Below are 16,197 nucleotides of genomic sequence, written 5' to 3' on the forward strand. Positions count from 1 at the left end.
ACAGGCGGGGGCAGGCCTGTACAGCCGCAGTCTAGTTACACATCTTTGCTCGAGCGGTCTTTGACGACGCGCTCCAGGAGACGGCGGACGAGCTCGAGGTCTTCCTCTTCTAGCGGAATCCCGTCCCAGTGGAGCTGCTCATAGTTGAGCAGCTCCCTTGCATTGCTGCTGGGCTCCTGCGGCTCAATATAGTCCGTAAGTCCCAATAAATAGTCAGCCGATGTGTTCAGCTTCTTGGCGATCTGCTGGATCGTCTCCAGTGTCGGCTGGCGGTACCCCGATTCATATCCGGCGTATGTACTTTTGGCGACGCCTACTTCATCTGCTAGCTCCTGCATGGAGAACTTCCTTTTCTTCCGGAGCAATTTCAACCGTTTGGAGAACATGTGCACAACCCCCTGGAGGACTTTATACTTATTTTTTTAAACAATTCGTAGGATATTAATCACATATCATCATATTAATTCGGTAGATACACACCTGGTCTTCAGTCCTGCGTGTCAGAAAGACAACAGCTAAAGGCAACTAATTATAGCATGTAAATCGCGCCCTTGCACGTTAATCCGTCCTTTTGCAACAGATTGGCACTGTCTGCATCCGTGTCATTCAACCAAAAATTAGGATTGGGTGCGGGCGACAGGTTGGGATTTATATTTTGCTCAAAAATGAGTATTTAGAACTATATTAAGTAGTAATACGTATATACGCCAGAAAAGGACCACTTTTTTTCAAAAAAAATGCTCCGGCCGCCGGGCAAACGCCAAAAAAGCATCATAAGCCTATGATGCAGCGAGCGGGTCTCCCCTATTAAAAACGTTCCGAACAGGCCAAATGTTGCTGCTGCCAGCCGATCCCGAACGGATGCCGGCCGGATAACCGCGCTCTGGCGGCGAATCTCGCGCTTTCCCTTATATTCCAACGCAAATTTGTGTATTATAAGAGGATGGACATTACCAAGCGGGAAGGTTGATCACTATGGATAATAAGGCAATCTCGGACAACAAGTCTTCATCTTCGAATTTTCTCAAAACCATCGTCGAAGGCGACCTCAGCGCCGGACGCGTGGATACCGTCGTCACCCGGTTCCCGCCGGAGCCCAACGGTTATCTGCACATCGGCCATGCCAAATCGATCTGCCTGAACTTCGAGCTGGCGGACGAGTTCAAGGGACGGACCAACCTGCGGTTTGACGATACCAACCCCCTCAAGGAAGACACAGAGTTCGTACGGGCCATCCAGGAGGATGTGAAGTGGCTGGGCTTTGAGTGGGACGAGCTGTGTTTTGCTTCCGACTACTTCGAGGAGATGTATGCGCGGGCGCGGCTGCTGATCGGCAAGGGCAAGGCCTATGTGTGCGACCTCAACGCCGAGCAGATCCGGGAGACGCGGGGGACGCTGACCGAGCCCGGACAGGAGAGTCCGTACCGGGGGCGGTCCATAGAGGAGAACCTGACGCTGCTGGCCGAGATGCGGGAGGGCAGGTACATCGACGGCTCCAAGGTGCTGCGGGCCAAGATCGACATGGCTTCGCCCAATATGAACATGCGCGACCCGGTGCTCTACCGGATCGCCCACGCCCATCATCACCGGACGGGCGACGCCTGGTGCATCTATCCGATGTACGATTACGCCCATCCGCTCGGCGATGCGATCGAAGGGGTGACGCACTCGATCTGCACGCTGGAGTTCGAAGACCACCGGCCGCTCTACGACTGGGTGATCCGGGAGTGCGAGATGGAGGCGCAGCCGCGCCAGTATGAGTTTGCCCGGCTCAATGTCACCAACACCGTCATGAGCAAACGGCTCGTCAAGGCGCTCATCGACGAAGGCGTGGTCGACGGCTGGGACGATCCGCGCGTGCCGACGATCTCGGGGATGCGCAGGAAGGGCTACACAGCCGAGGCGATCCGCGCCTTCTGCCGGGAGATCGGCGTAGCCCGCGCCAACAGCACGGTAGATGAGCGCATGCTGGAGCATTTTATCCGCGAGGATCTGAAGCTGAAGGCACTGCGGACGATGGCGGTGCTGCGGCCGCTCAAGGTCGTCATCACCAACTACCCCGAGGGCGAGAGCGAGTTGCTCGATGCGGAGAACAATGCCGAGAACGAAGCGATGGGGATGCGGCGCATCCCGTTCTCCCGGGAGATCTATATCGAGCGCGATGATTTCATGGAGGATCCGCCGAGCAAGTATTTCCGTCTCTTCCCCGGCAACGAGGTGCGACTGAAGCATGCGTACTTCATCGTCTGCCAGGAAGTGATCAAGGACGAGCAGGGCGAAGTGATCGAGCTGCGCTGCACCTATGATCCCGCCACCAAGAGCGGCTCCGGCTTCACCGGACGCAAGGTCAAGGGAACGATCCACTGGGTCGAGGCTTCGCAGGCCGTGCCGGCCGAGTTCCGTCTGTTCGAGCCGCTGATCACCGAAGAGACAGAGGATGAGGAGGCGACCTATCTGGAGCGCGCCAACCCGAATTCGCTAGAGGTGCTGAGCGGCTTTGTGGAGCCGGATATGCAGCGCGCGCAAGGGGGCGACAAGTTCCAGTTTTTCCGTCACGGCTACTTCAATGTCGATCCCAAGCTGACGTCTCCCGAGCGCCCGGTGTTCAACCGGATCGTCTCGCTGAAAAGTTCGTTTGATCCGAAGAAGTAAGTTCCCTAAGCGTAGAACACTCGCTAAAGAATTGTTAAAACTAGCAAGCTTGTAAACCTTTTGTCAAGTCCCGCATGGTACATTCATGATGTGCCGTGCGGGACTTTTTCTGTTGATTTCTGACGACATTCGACATAGAATTGTCATGAAAATAGCGGTTTTGGAGGAAATGACGAGACTTTTTTGTCAATTGATGGTTCAGCCTGTGGTAGAATGGTGAAATAGGCTCATAGAGTCTATCTGCCTCTAGATGACCAAAGGAGAGTCACGCATGATAGATATACATACACATATCCTGCCGGGGATCGACGACGGGGCTGCCGACTGGGAGGCGGCGCTGGCGATGGCACGGGCGGCTGCGGCCGAGGGCATCACGACGATCATCGCGACGCCGCACCATGCGAGCGGCTCGTGGCGCAATCCGGCTGACGGGGTGCGCCAGCTGACCGGCGAGCTCCAGGAGCGGCTGGATGGCGAGGGGATCGCGGTGCAGGTCCGGCCGGGTCAGGAGATCCGGGTGCACGGCGAGCTGTTCGAGGCATGGGATCGGGGCGAGCTGTTAACCTTGGGCGACACCTCTTACATCCTGATCGAGCTGCCCTTCACGGACATCCCCGCCGGGATGCCAGAGCTGATCCACGAGCTGCGGGTGCTCGGCTTGCGGCCGATCATCGCCCATCCCGAGCGCAATGCGCCGATCATGAAGCAGCCGCAGCGGCTGTCCGAGCTGATCGAGGCCGGGGCCTGGGGCCAGGTGACCGCCGCTTCGCTGCTGGGCGGCTTCGGCAAGCGATGCCAGGAGTCCGCGTGGACGCTGAGCCGCAGCGGACTGATCCACATCGTCTCCTCGGACGCGCACCATATCGAACGCCGGGGCTTCCGGATGAGAGAGGCTTACGACGAGATCGAGCGCCAGCTGGGGACGCCGTGGAAGGACTATTTTCTCAGCAATGCCGAAGCCGTAGCGGCAGACGGACCGTTCGCGGAAGCGCCATCAATTCCGTCTTCGAATAACAATATATGGGATAAAATTACAAGGATTTTCCGGAAATGATTTGACTCTCTCATATTTCTAATGCTAGAATAGGCTTGATTCGCTACATATTTCGTCATAATTTGACAACATACCAACAAAAAACTAGATGAGGTGAAGAGAAAGTGACAATGAAAAGAAAAATCGCGATTTCCACGCTTGCAGCTTCCATGGCTGCCACTGCTTTTGCAGGAATCCCTCTGAGCAGCAAAGGACTCGCCGAAAAGGTGGGTATTCAGGTTAATGTGGCAAGTGCGGCTGAAGCTCTTGATCCAGCATTTGTAAGCAAGGTAAATGCCATTCATGCGGCTTTGGAAGCAGGTGGAACGCAGGGTGTAGAGGATGTGCAACAGTTCCGTACAGATTTGTCAAATGTAACTGAAAACCAAGTGAATAGTATCATTAACCCAGTATGGGTTAAAATTTCTCATCATTTCGCTGATCCTGATGATGCCATTGACGTCCAGTTTGCACTGTTTAAATTGCTCTCGTCGTTGGGTGGAGCCTATTATGATCCTAATCTGACAGACCTTGCAGAGATCCGTGAAGATGCTGATATCCTGAGAGGCTTAGAGCTGATTGAGGAAGCTGCTGGAATTGATCCTATCACTGCTAATGATGTAGTCGATTTGGTAAATGTGTTAGAAGAAGCAGCGAAAGGACAAGTCAACTCTATTGCTGATCTTGTTCCGTTCATCGCTGATAATGCACAAGCAGCCAGAGAAGAATTTATTAAAGACATCATTGCTGCAGTGCGTAATAATCCTAATCCAATTATCACCGCCATTAATAACCTGGATAATGAAGCTGATGAGGATGAAGACGTCTCAGTTGAGGATATCCTAGACGTATACTCTAACTTTGCAACTACATTCCCAAGCTACGAGAATGCGACTAAAGCACTGGCGCTGGCTTACCTTCGCGCAGAGGCTGATGTTAACTTTACAAGAGATGGGCTCTCTCGCACGTATACCCTAAGTGTTCTTGGAGTAGATGTCACAAGTGGGCTAACATGGAGATCTTCTAACAGTAATGTAACCGTGAGTGGTAGCAGATTTACTGCTTCTTCTTCAGGTCAGACCACTATAATTACAGCAACTTTTAACGAGAGGGTGCTGTTCGAGGAAGAAGTTACAATCACCAGCACCGTAACCCCTCCACCATGGAGTGGCGGCGGCGGATTCCCAGTTACACCGGGACCAGTAGATCCAGGCACGCCAGTTGACGTACCGGGAACTGTAGACGCAGCTATCGATGAGGTGAGAGAGATCCTGGCTGGTCTGGAAGGCGCATCGCCGACCGAGCGCGCTGAGCTGATCGCCAAAGCGATCGACGCAGCAGTCGTAGCCATCGAGAAGATCTCCAGCTACAACGGAGCATCCGATGTTACCGTTGCTGACGGCGTAGCGACAGCGAATATCCCTGATGCAGGTCTGCTCGCGATCATCGCGGGTATCAGCGAGATCAAGTCGACGCTGGAGAGCCTGGCTCCCGGATCGACGGCTGACCTCAAGCCACGCGTCGTGATCGTCAATCTGGGCGCAGTGGAGCAGGACCAAGTGTCCGTGACGATCTCCCAAGCGGTCTTCGCCGCTGCCCGTGCAGCTGGAGTGGCTGGCTTCGAGATCGTAGCCGACCGCCTGAGCGTGACGGTTCCAGCGAGCAACACGTTCTCCGGCGGCGCCGTGAACCTCTCGGTCGAGCGTCAATCGCCAAGTGAAGAACCGGCTCTGACAGGTGTCCGTACCGCATCGAGCGTGTACAGCTTCGACCTCACCGTCGGCGGCAACACGGTTACGACCTTCGACCTGCCGGTTACGCTGAAGGTGCCTGTAGCCAACACCGACGGTCTGGACGAGGAACTGCTCTCGCTGGCCAAGATTGTGAACGGCAGTCTGGAATCCCATGGCGGCTTCCTGCGTGGCCAGCACATCGTCGAGCCGCGTGACTCGTTCTCCTCATACGTGATCGTCGAGAACCGCGTCAGCTTCAACGATATCGGCAGCGTCAGCGCTTGGGCAGGTCGTCAGATCCAGGTTATGGCAGCCAAAGGCGCTATCCAGGGCAGAGCAGCCGGCCAATTCGTACCGCGTGACAACATCACCCGTGCCGAGTTCGCCAAGATGCTCGTGCGTGCGATGAACCTGGAGAACTCCTCGGCGACGGAGAACTTCGCGGATGTGAACGCTGGCGACTGGTTCGCGCCTTATGTTGCAGCAGCAGCCGATCTGGGCATCATCAACGGCCGTTCCGCGACATCTTTTGCACCGAATGCGCTGATCACCCGTGCCGAGATGGCCACGATGCTGGCTCGTACGCTGAAGATCACCCATGAGCTCGAGGACGTAGCTGACGTAGAAGGCTCGCTGGCCGCATTCATCGATGCAGGCTCGATCCATGCGACACTGAGATCCGGCGTAGCGCTGGCAGCCAGCAAAGAGCTGATCATCGGCTACCAAGGCAACTTCCTGCCGAACGACAATGCCAACCGTGCTGAAGCGGCTGTTATGGTCTACCGTGCATTCAACTTTACAGAATAATAACGACATCTAACTCAAGTCAGGCAACAGCATCCTCTTCTCTCTACCGATGAGAGGAGGATGCTTTGCACGTTTTATTACCGAGCGTACAGCGACTCAGAAGTTATGGAGGGAATTTACGTTGTCCACTGAATTAGACCTGCGGGATTACTTCCGTATCCTGCGCAAGCGCATCTGGCTTATCGTGGCGATCGTTCTCTTGTCTACCCTGGCTGCAGCGATCTATAGCATGTTCTTCAAAGAAGCTGTGTACCAAGCCTCGACCAAGATTATCGTCAATCGCGCCGGCGGCGAAGCTGTTGCAGGGCAGCTCGATCTCAATGAGATTAATACCAATATCCGCATGATCGATACATACAAAGAGATTATCCGCACCCCTGCGATCATGGACCAGGTCGTCGCCCGGCACCCGGAGTTCGGGCTGACCTCGGAGCAGCTGATCGAGCGCATCCAAGTCAACTCGGTCAATAATACGCAAGTGATGACACTGAGCATCCAGGACACCAGCTATCGCCGGGCAGCGGAGATCGTTAATGCCGTGTCGCTCATCTTCCAGCAGGAGATCCCGCAGCTGTTCAATGTCGAGAATGTCTCGATCCTCAATGAGGCCAAGCTGGACATTACACCGTCTCCTGTCGCGCCGAACATCCCGCTGAACATCGCGATCGGCTTCATCGTGTCCCTGATGGTGGGGGCCGGGATTGCCTTCCTGCTCGAATATATGGACGATACGCTCAAGACCGAAGAGGATATCCAGCAGGCGCTCGGACTGCCTACACTGGCCATGATCACACGCGTGGATCAGCAGGAGAAGCAGAAGACCCTGCAGCAGAGTCAAGCCTATCAGAAAGCGGGTGAGCTCGAACGTGTCTCTGTCAAATAAGCGTCATCTGATCACCGTCACCAATCCGAAGTCGCCGGTCTCGGAGGCTTACCGCTCCCTGCGGACCAATGTGGATTTCTCGGCGATCGACGACTCGATGCAGGTCATCATGGTCACCTCGGCCGGACCGGGCGAGGGCAAGTCGACGACCATCGCCAACCTTGCCGTCACTTACGCCCAGATGGACCGTTCGGTTGTCCTGGTCGATGCCGATATGCGCAAGCCGACCGAGCACCACACCTTCGGTGTCAGCAACCGGTTCGGACTCTCATCCCTGCTCTCGCAGCAGTGTGCGCTGGAGGATGTGATGCAGCAGACGTTGGTGCCCGGTCTTACAGTCATCACAGCGGGACCGATCCCGCCCAATCCGGCGGAGATGGTCGCCTCCCGGCGCATGAGCGCGCTGATCGGCGAGCTGCGCAATCGTTATGATATCGTCCTTATCGATTCGCCGCCCCTGCTGGCGGTGACCGATGCCCAGATCATCTCGACCAAATGCGACGGCGTCCTGCTCGTCATCGATTACGGCAAGGTGAAGCGGGATATCGCCATCAAGGCCAAGGCCAACCTGGACAAGGTAGGCGCCCGGATCCTGGGTGTCGTCATGAACAACGTGAAGCGCAAGTCTTCCGAAGAATACTATTACTATTATTATGGGACAGAAGTGGGCAAGTAGCCCCCGGGTACCGACAGCAAGGGCAAAGAGCAAGGAGGCGAGACATGAGTACCAAGCAGAAGCTGCTGGCATTGTTTGTCGTAGATATCGTCATCGTATGGTTCAGTATCGGCACCTCGTATCTGTTCAAGTATAACGGCACGCTGCCGCAAGCGGTCCAGATGCAGTTCCTGATCTACTCAGCCGTGTCTATGATCGTCTGCGGCACAGCCATGGTATATTACCGTCTCTACCACCGGATGTGGCAATATGCGAGCATCAGCGAGATCCTCGCGATCCTCAAGGCTGTCTCGATCGGCTGGGTGTTCTCGTATGTCATCACGTCGCTGTTGCTGCGCGAGCTTGTACCGATCGGGGTCGCCGTGCGCACGCTGGAGACGATGCTGCTGCTATCTGGCGGGATTCGCTTCTTCTGGCGGATGGTGCGCAATCGCAAGGTCAAGAAGGAACAGCAGCGAACCCAGCAGCCCGTGCTGATTATCGGGGCAGGAGACTGCGGCGCGCTGATCGCCAAGGAGCTGCAGAATCCGGCATTTGAAGAATGGAAGCTGGTCGGCTTCATCGACGACGATCCGCTCAAGCAGCGGATGCAGGTGTACGGACTGCCCGTACTCGGGGACCGGGAAGCGATCCAATCCGTCGTCCGGGAGCATGGCATCGCGGAGATCATCATCGCCATGCCGTCTGTTCCCCGGAAGGCGATCTCTGAGCTCATCAACAGCAGTCTGGCATCCGGTGCCAAGGTGAAGATGATCCCGGCGCTCAATGACCTGATCACAGGCCGCGTCTCCGTGAAGGCGATCCGGGAAGTCAGCGTCGAAGACTTGCTCGGCCGCGATCCCGTCATCACGGATCTTGAGGGAATCGCCAATTATGTACAGAACAAAACGGTACTGGTCACTGGCGCCGGCGGATCGATCGGATCCGAGCTGTGCCGCCAGATCGGCACCTTCCATCCCGACCGGCTGCTGCTGCTCGGGCATGGCGAGAACAGTATCTATACGATAGAGATGGAACTGCGGACCAAGTTCCCGTGGCTCGACCTGGAGACGATCATCGCCGACATCCAGGACCGCGAGCGGATGGAGGACGTATTCGCCAGCTGCCGCCCGGAGGTCGTGTTCCACGCAGCCGCTCACAAGCATGTGCCGCTCATGGAGCGTAATCCGGCCGAAGCGGTCAAAAACAATGTCTTCGGTACGAAGAATGTAGCAGACTGTGCAGACAAGTATGGCGCGGAGCGGTTTGTTATGATCTCCTCCGACAAAGCGGTCAATCCCACCAGCATCATGGGAGCGACCAAGCGGATCGCCGAGATGTATGTGCAGAGCCTGGGAGCGAATAGCCGGACCAAGTTCGTCGCCGTGCGCTTCGGCAATGTCCTCGGCAGCCGGGGCAGTGTCATCCCCCGGTTCAAGCAGCAGATCGCCAGGGGCGGTCCGGTTACGGTCACCCATCCGGAGATGGTGCGGTACTTCATGACGATCCCGGAGGCGGTGCAGCTCGTCATCCAGGCTGGCTCGTTCGCAAGGGGCGGCGAGATCTTCGTCCTCGACATGGGCAAGCCGGTGCAGATCCTGAAGCTGGCCGAAGACCTGATCCGGCTCTCCGGATTCGAGCCGTATGCGGACATCCCGATCGAGTTCTCCGGGATGCGCGAGGGCGAGAAGCTGTTCGAAGAGCTGCTGACCAGCGAAGAGGCGATCTCCTCTACCACGCATGAGCGCATCTATATAGGCAAGCCTTGCAACATCAATCGCGCCGAGCTGGAGCTGGAGGTCAAGCGTCTGGAGAAGGTCGTAAGTGAACCTGCTGATAACGTAAGAATGGCTATCACGAGCATCGTGCCGTTGTATGAAGAGGAGATTGAACGTTCCATCATGAAGCCAATGATTCAACGAGAAAGGGAGGCCGTCGTATCATGAGTGAACAACAGCCGACGGAGCAAGTACGGATCCGCAAGAAACGCTTTCGTAAGAAGAAACGCTGGCCTAAGATACTGCTCTGGACACTCTCCATCGTCGTCATCCTCGGCGCCGGCGGCCTCTTCGCTGCCAACTATGCCATCGACAAGTTCCTCGCACAGATGGCCTCTGAGCTCGACATGGGCGATCTTACTGCTAATGCAGGCAGTGAGTCTGAGCAGCCTGGTGGCAGTGAAGCAGATCCTGTGGGTGGCGACGGAGCAATCGGAGATGCTGCACAACCTGATAGTGGCTCTACGGAGGGTGGCACTGGCGGAAGTCCGGGTAGTGGAGATGGAGATCTAGCTGCTGGAGGAACTGAGGGCAGCTCGGATCCCGGTACTGCTGGTAGTGGTGGAGAAAGTACACCAGCCGGAGGCGGTACATCCGATGAAGACTTGGATGGTTACTCGGCTGAGATTACGCCGGATAAGGCTCAGCATGTGCAGGATAGTGTGACGATTGGGGACAAGTCCAAAGTGGCTGCCATCGTCTTGAGCCAGCTTAGTATGGAAGATATCAAGCGACTGCAGGAATTGTCTAGTGGAGGCTTGACTGTCGAAGAGAAACGAGAAGCGAAAAAGTTGATCTTAGAAAAGTTTTCACCTGAACAGTATGATGAAGTGATCGAAGTAGCCCAGCGATACGGATTGAGTCAAGGGAAGAATTATGAGGAATCTCAAAAAGAGGATCTGGGTGGTAGCTAATCGGAGGAATCTAAGATGAACACAGACAGAATCTATCTCTCCTCACCTCACATGAGTGATGAGGGATATGAGATGGAATATGTACAGCAGGCATTCGATACTAACTGGATAGCTCCTCTGGGTGAAAATGTTGATGGGTTTGAACAAGAACTTGCTAACAAGGTAGGATCAAAAGCTGCCGCCGCCTTAAACTCTGGTACGGCAGCCATACATATGGCTCTTAAAGCAGCCACTGTTGGAGAAGGAGACATCGTGTTCTGTCAGTCTCTCACTTTCTCCGCTACTGCCAACCCAATCATTTATCAAGGAGCTATTCCTGTATTTATTGATAGTAATGAAGAAACCTGGAATATGTGTCCTCTAGCATTAGAGGAAGCTTTTCATAAGTACCCAGATGTAAAAGCTGTTATTGTTGTTCATTTATATGGGCTTTCCGCAGATATGGATCGGATCGTGGAGTTGTGCAAGTACCATAATGTAGTCTTGATAGAAGATGCCGCTGAGTCTCTGGGAACTTACTATAAGGGTAAGCATACTGGAAGTATTGGGGATTACGGTATCTTCTCTTTTAATGGAAACAAAATTATTACCACTTCAGGTGGTGGCATGCTCGTATCAAACAATGAGGAAAAGATTATGAAGGCTCGGTTTTGGGCTACCCAATCACGTGATCAAGCCAGACATTATGAACATAGTGAGCTCGGGTTCAACTACCGGATGAGCAATGTGGTTGCAGGAATTGGTCGGGGTCAACTGAAAGTGTTGGAACAGCGGGTGGCGAAGAAGCGGGCAATCTATCAACACTATAAGCGTGAATTAAGCGGATTGGCAGGCATAGGCTTCATGCCGGAGAACGCGTGGGATGAACCGAACTACTGGCTTAGCGCCATTACAACGTCAGGCAAGGTTCAGCCGCTTGAAATTATTCAAGAACTAGACCGGCATAACATTGAATCAAGACCCATATGGAAGCCTATGCATCAACAGCCTTTTTTCCAAGGATATGATGTGGTAGGGAATGAGGTGAGTGAGCGTTTATTCGCTCAGGGCATGTGCTTGCCTTCAGATACGAAGATAACCGACGACCAGTTAATGATGGTTACCGATATTATAAAAAGATTGTGGTGAGGACAATAGGCACGAATCCATTAGGTTGGTATGGGAAATATGGAAAGCGAATTTTCGATTTCTCTTTGGCTGCATTAGCCCTAATCCTGCTTATTCCAGTGTTTCTGGTGGTGGCGATCCTTGTGCGAACCAAGCTGGGCAGTCCAATATTATTCGTCCAAGAGCGGCCGGGGTATCAGGAGAAGATATTCAAAATGTATAAATTTCGCACGATGACAGATGAGCGCGACGTGCACGGTGAATTGTTATCTGATCAGCTTCGACTCACCAGATTTGGTAAATTCCTGCGTTCCACTTCGTTGGATGAGCTCCCCGAGCTAATCAACATTCTAAAAGGCGACATGTCATTTGTTGGTCCGCGACCTCTGCTGGTGCAATATTTACCGTTGTACAATGAAAAGCAAAAGAAGAGACATCATGTGAGGCCGGGGCTGTCCGGGCTTGCGCAGATTAGTGGTCGTAATGCGATTAGTTGGGAGGAGAAGTTTGAACTCGATGTAAGATATGTCGATAAGGTCAACCTTAGAAGTGATCTCTTTATCATACTCTTGACGTTGAAAAAAGTTCTTATCCGAGATGGTATTAGCAGTGCCACAGCTGTAACCATGGAACCATTTCAAGGCTCCCAAAAGGAATTGGGCTTATGAAAAAGAAGCTTTTAATTGTTGGTGCAGGTGGACACGCAAAGGTCCTCGCTGATATAGCATTTCTTATGGGAAAGTGGGAACAAATCGTATTTGCAGATGATCGATTGTCAGGTAAGCAACTTGGCTTTCAAGTTATCGCTAGGACGGATGAACTTGATGATTATGTAAATGAATATGACATGGTCGTGGGTATAGGAGATAATTACTTGCGAGAAAGTATTCAGATGCGGCTTGCACAGGTAGGGGCAACTATTCCTGTTCTTATCCATCCCAAAGCAATTTTAGGCTCTGAAATAAGTATCGGTGAGGGTAGTGTTATTATGGCTGGAGCAATTATTAATTGTTCTACGAAAATAGGAAAAGGAAGTATTATAAATACCTCATCAACAATAGATCATGACTGTATAGTGGGCGACTTTGGACATCTTTCACCTGGTGTGCATCTTGCTGGGACTGTACAGATTGGTAGAAGAACATGGCTAGGGATAGGGTCATTAGTAAATAATGGTGTCTCTATATCGGAGAACTGTGTGATAGGGGCCGGGGCGGTTGTGATTAGGGTTTTAACAGAACCCGGAACGTATGTAGGAATCCCCGCAAGGAGAGTTAAATAATGATGAAAGTACTATTTCTCACATTACTAGACTTTTCAAGCTTGCATGAAAAGGGTATTTACACGGATCTTTTAAGGCAATTTGCAAATAATGGACATATTGTTCATGTGATTTCTCCCATAGAGAGGAGAAAGCATCAATCTACTCATATGGTTACTGATGGAAATACTAAAATCTTAAAGCTCCGCATTGGAAATATTCAAAAGACTAATCTGATAGAAAAGGGCATCTCTACTTTAGCGCTAGAGTTCCTTTTCATGAAAGCCATAAAAAGATATTATTCTTCAGAAATGTATGACTTAATTCTTTATTCTACTCCACCCGTGACATTGCAAAGAGCAGTTTCTTATATAAAAAAGAGAGATGGTGCACGTTCATATCTACTATTAAAAGATATATTTCCACAGAATGCGGTCGATCTTGGCATGCTAAGACAAAACGGATTAAGAGGTATAGCTTACCGTTATTTTAGGAATAAAGAAAAGAAAATGTACCATGTCTCTGATTATATAGGTTGTATGTCTAAGGGTAATATACATTATCTTCTGAGAAACAATCCCGAATTGCACAATAAAATTGTGGAAGTCTGTCCAAATAGTATTGAGCCAAGTTACAATCTGACTCGTATGCCTGAAAAAATGAGGGAGAAGTATCATATACCCTATGGAAAGACGGTTTTTATTTACGGAGGTAATCTAGGCAAGCCGCAAGGAGTAAAATTTGTAATTGACTGCATCAAGGATAATCGGAATAATGAGCGCGCCTTCTTTTTAATTGTTGGTTCGGGAACGGAGTATAAGCAGTTGCAAAAGTTCTTCGATGAGAGTAATCCTAGAAATGCTTTACTAATTCAGCATCTTCCGAAAGAAGAGTATGAACTGCTCGTTGCTTCTTGCGATGTTGGGCTTATCTTTTTGGACAAGCGATTTACAATTCCGAACATCCCATCTCGACTGCTATCCTATATGGAGGCTTCGATGCCTGTATTGGCAGCAACGGATGTAAATACAGATCTCAGAGAGATCATAACTGGCGGTAGCTTTGGTATGTGGAACGAGAGTGGGGATGTGAAGGGATTTAGCAAGAATGTCCTTGGATTGTGTGATGATACCCAACGAGTGCAACTAGGGGCTAATTCCAGAGCGTATTTAGAGAAGCACTATTTGGCCCGACACTCATACGACATTATAATGAAACATTTTAAAGTGAAAGATGTGATATCAAATGTTTGAAGGCAAAACTCTTTTAATAACAGGCGGGACAGGTTCCTTTGGCAATGCTGTCATGAAACGATTTTTACATACTAATATAAAAGAAATAAGGATTTGTTCTCGAGACGAAAAGAAGCAAGATGATATGAGGAAGGTATATAAAGATTCAAAATTAAAATTCTATATTGCTGATGTAAGAGATGAGAATAGCATAAAAAATGCGATGTACGGCGTTGATTATGTTTTTCATGCAGCAGCTTTGAAACAAGTTCCTTCTTGTGAATTCTTTCCGTTAGAGGCCGTAAAGACGAATATTATCGGAACAGATAATGTACTTAATGCAGCAATCGAATGTGGAGTGAAAAAGGTGATTTGTCTCTCGACGGATAAAGCGGCATATCCTATAAATGCCATGGGGATATCAAAAGCTATGATGGAGAAGGTGTTTGTTGCCAAATCACAGGCGGTTGATTCGGATAGAACCTTGATTTGTGGTACGCGTTACGGAAATGTAATGGCTTCAAGAGGATCCGTTATTCCTCTTTTCATTGAACAAATCAAAAACAATGAACCTTTGACTGTGACTGATCCAGAAATGACTAGATTCCTGATGAATCTGGATGAGGCCGTAGAGTTGGTTGTATTTGCATTTCAAAATGCCAATGCAGGTGACATTATGGTGCAGAAGTCCCCCGCATCGACGATTGGTGACCTGGCTCAAGCAATTAAAGAGCTGTTTAATGCGAATAACGAAATCAGGGTTATTGGTACAAGGCATGGAGAGAAAATTTTTGAGACGCTGTTAACGAGAGAAGAACATATTGTTGCGGAGGATATGGGCGGATTCTATCGTGTTCCAGCCGATAAAAGAGATCTTAACTATGACAAGTATTTTATCGAAGGTGATATGAATCTATCTAGAGAAGAAGAGTATAACTCCCACAATACACAACGGTTAAATGTAGAACAAATTAAAGATCGTTTACTTATGCTTGATTATGTCCAAAACGAACTGAAAGGATGGAATCAAGGATGAATATCATGGTGACTGGTGCAAGGGGGTTTATCGGAAAAAATTTAATCGCAGAGCTGAAGGCCCGTAATTATGAGGTTTATGAAGTAACGAGAGAGACCACAGAGCAACAGATCATTGAGTATTGTAAGTCGACACGATTCGTATATCATCTTGCAGGTGTTAATCGTCCAGAGCATTCGTCTGAGTTTATGATGGGGAATTATGAATTTACAAGAAAACTACTTGCTATATTTAAAGATAATCACAACTCGTGTCCGTTCTTGATTACTTCATCAATCCAGGCAGCGCTAGATAATGACTATGGTAAAAGCAAAAAAGCAAGTGAAGATATAATGATTCAATATGGGAAAGAAACAGGGGCTAATACGTTCATATATCGTTTGCCGAATGTTTTTGGGAAGTGGTGTAAACCAAACTACAATAGTGTGGTTGCTACCTTTTGCAGTAATATTGCTTGTGGCAAGCCTATTGTGATCAATAATCCTGAGCATGAATTGAGCTTAGTCTACATTGATGATGTTATAAATGAGTTTATAGCATGCCTGACTCGAGAGAATATGCCCAATAATACTTATCAGAAAGTGGAGACACAATATAGAGTTGCATTATCTCAAATAGCGGATGCTATTTATTCATTCAAGAAAAGCCGAGAGGATTTGGAAGTGATTGATGTTTCAAATCAATTTACTAAAAAGCTATATAGTACATATCTAAGCTATCTTCCTAAAGATCAATTCAATTATGCTCTGAAAATGAATGTTGATCATCGAGGATCATTTACGGAGTTTATGAAATCTATTGATAGAGGTCAAGTGTCAATTAATATATCAAAACCTAATATTGTAAAAGGTAATCATTGGCACCAAACAAAAACTGAGAAGTTCCTCGTTGTAAGTGGACATGGTGTGATAAGATTTAGAAAAATTGACACGGAAGAGGTAGTTGAATACTTTGTGAGTGGAGAAAAGCTTGAAGTAGTGGATATCCCCCCTGGATACACACACAATATAGAGAACCTTGGCCAGTCAGATATGGTTACGGTGATGTGGGCCAATGAATACTTTAATCCAACGGCCCCGGACACCTATTTTATGGAGGTATAAAGT

The 16,197-nt window shown here is 50.3% G+C and carries 14 protein-coding genes; 13 read left to right on the forward strand and 1 reads right to left on the reverse strand.

The features are described from left to right. Nucleotides 1–35: 35 nt before the first annotated feature. On the reverse strand, nucleotides 36–386 hold the full coding sequence (locus ABC336_RS17685; RefSeq protein WP_413239899.1) for a helix-turn-helix domain-containing protein: 351 nt from the start codon (nucleotides 384–386) through the stop codon (nucleotides 36–38). Nucleotides 387–975: 589 nt separating this feature from the next. Here ABC336_RS17685 and ABC336_RS17690 point away from each other — a divergent pair. The 13 genes from ABC336_RS17690 to ABC336_RS17750 all read left to right on the forward strand — a co-directional run bounded on the left by ABC336_RS17690 (nucleotide 976) and on the right by ABC336_RS17750 (nucleotide 16,194). Then, nucleotides 976–2,652, forward strand: coding sequence for a glutamine--tRNA ligase/YqeY domain fusion protein (locus ABC336_RS17690; RefSeq protein ID WP_413239900.1), 1,677 nt, complete (start codon nucleotides 976–978; stop codon nucleotides 2,650–2,652). 271 nt (nucleotides 2,653–2,923) lie between these two features. Further along, nucleotides 2,924–3,706: a tyrosine-protein phosphatase gene (locus ABC336_RS17695; protein WP_413239901.1), complete on the forward strand. Its 783-nt coding sequence runs from the start codon at nucleotides 2,924–2,926 to the stop codon at nucleotides 3,704–3,706. 1,091 nt (nucleotides 3,707–4,797) lie between these two features. Then, complete coding sequence (locus tag ABC336_RS17700) at nucleotides 4,798–6,225, forward strand: S-layer homology domain-containing protein (RefSeq protein ID WP_413239902.1); 1,428 nt, start codon at nucleotides 4,798–4,800, stop codon at nucleotides 6,223–6,225. Between the two features lie 121 nt (nucleotides 6,226–6,346). Continuing rightward, nucleotides 6,347–7,108 (forward strand): YveK family protein, encoded by a 762-nt coding sequence (locus ABC336_RS17705; protein ID WP_413239903.1) that lies wholly within the window; start codon nucleotides 6,347–6,349, stop codon nucleotides 7,106–7,108. After that, nucleotides 7,092–7,784 (forward strand): CpsD/CapB family tyrosine-protein kinase, encoded by a 693-nt coding sequence (locus ABC336_RS17710; RefSeq protein WP_413239904.1) that lies wholly within the window; start codon nucleotides 7,092–7,094, stop codon nucleotides 7,782–7,784. The genes ABC336_RS17705 and ABC336_RS17710 overlap by 17 nt, the downstream gene beginning before the upstream one ends. A gap of 44 nt (nucleotides 7,785–7,828) precedes the next feature. Next, nucleotides 7,829–9,709: a polysaccharide biosynthesis protein gene (locus tag ABC336_RS17715; protein WP_413239905.1), complete on the forward strand. Its 1,881-nt coding sequence runs from the start codon at nucleotides 7,829–7,831 to the stop codon at nucleotides 9,707–9,709. Further along, entirely contained in the window at nucleotides 9,706–10,455 is a 750-nt protein-coding gene (locus tag ABC336_RS17720; RefSeq protein WP_413239906.1) for a hypothetical protein, read from the forward strand. The genes ABC336_RS17715 and ABC336_RS17720 overlap by 4 nt, the downstream gene beginning before the upstream one ends. Before the next feature lie 15 nt (nucleotides 10,456–10,470). Continuing rightward, nucleotides 10,471–11,583, forward strand: a complete 1,113-nt coding sequence (locus ABC336_RS17725) for a DegT/DnrJ/EryC1/StrS family aminotransferase (protein ID WP_413239907.1) — start codon at nucleotides 10,471–10,473, stop codon at nucleotides 11,581–11,583. A gap of 5 nt (nucleotides 11,584–11,588) precedes the next feature. Next, the gene (locus ABC336_RS17730; RefSeq protein WP_413242543.1) at nucleotides 11,589–12,230 is read left to right on the forward strand and encodes a sugar transferase; all 642 of its coding nucleotides are present in this window, start codon (nucleotides 11,589–11,591) and stop codon (nucleotides 12,228–12,230) included. Beyond that, complete coding sequence (locus ABC336_RS17735) at nucleotides 12,227–12,844, forward strand: acetyltransferase (RefSeq protein ID WP_413239908.1); 618 nt, start codon at nucleotides 12,227–12,229, stop codon at nucleotides 12,842–12,844. The genes ABC336_RS17730 and ABC336_RS17735 overlap by 4 nt, the downstream gene beginning before the upstream one ends. Beyond that, nucleotides 12,844–14,076: a glycosyltransferase family 4 protein gene (locus ABC336_RS17740; protein ID WP_413239909.1), complete on the forward strand. Its 1,233-nt coding sequence runs from the start codon at nucleotides 12,844–12,846 to the stop codon at nucleotides 14,074–14,076. Before ABC336_RS17735 ends, ABC336_RS17740 begins: the two co-directional genes overlap by 1 nt. Next, the gene (locus tag ABC336_RS17745; RefSeq protein ID WP_413239910.1) at nucleotides 14,069–15,091 is read left to right on the forward strand and encodes a polysaccharide biosynthesis protein; all 1,023 of its coding nucleotides are present in this window, start codon (nucleotides 14,069–14,071) and stop codon (nucleotides 15,089–15,091) included. The genes ABC336_RS17740 and ABC336_RS17745 overlap by 8 nt, the downstream gene beginning before the upstream one ends. After that, on the forward strand, nucleotides 15,088–16,194 hold the full coding sequence (locus tag ABC336_RS17750; RefSeq protein WP_413239911.1) for a polysaccharide biosynthesis C-terminal domain-containing protein: 1,107 nt from the start codon (nucleotides 15,088–15,090) through the stop codon (nucleotides 16,192–16,194). Before ABC336_RS17745 ends, ABC336_RS17750 begins: the two co-directional genes overlap by 4 nt. Nucleotides 16,195–16,197 lie beyond the last annotated feature (3 nt).

The sequence above is a fragment of the Paenibacillus jepli genome (genome assembly GCF_047238105.1).
Classification (GTDB): Bacteria; Bacillota; Bacilli; order Paenibacillales; family Paenibacillaceae; genus Paenibacillus_D.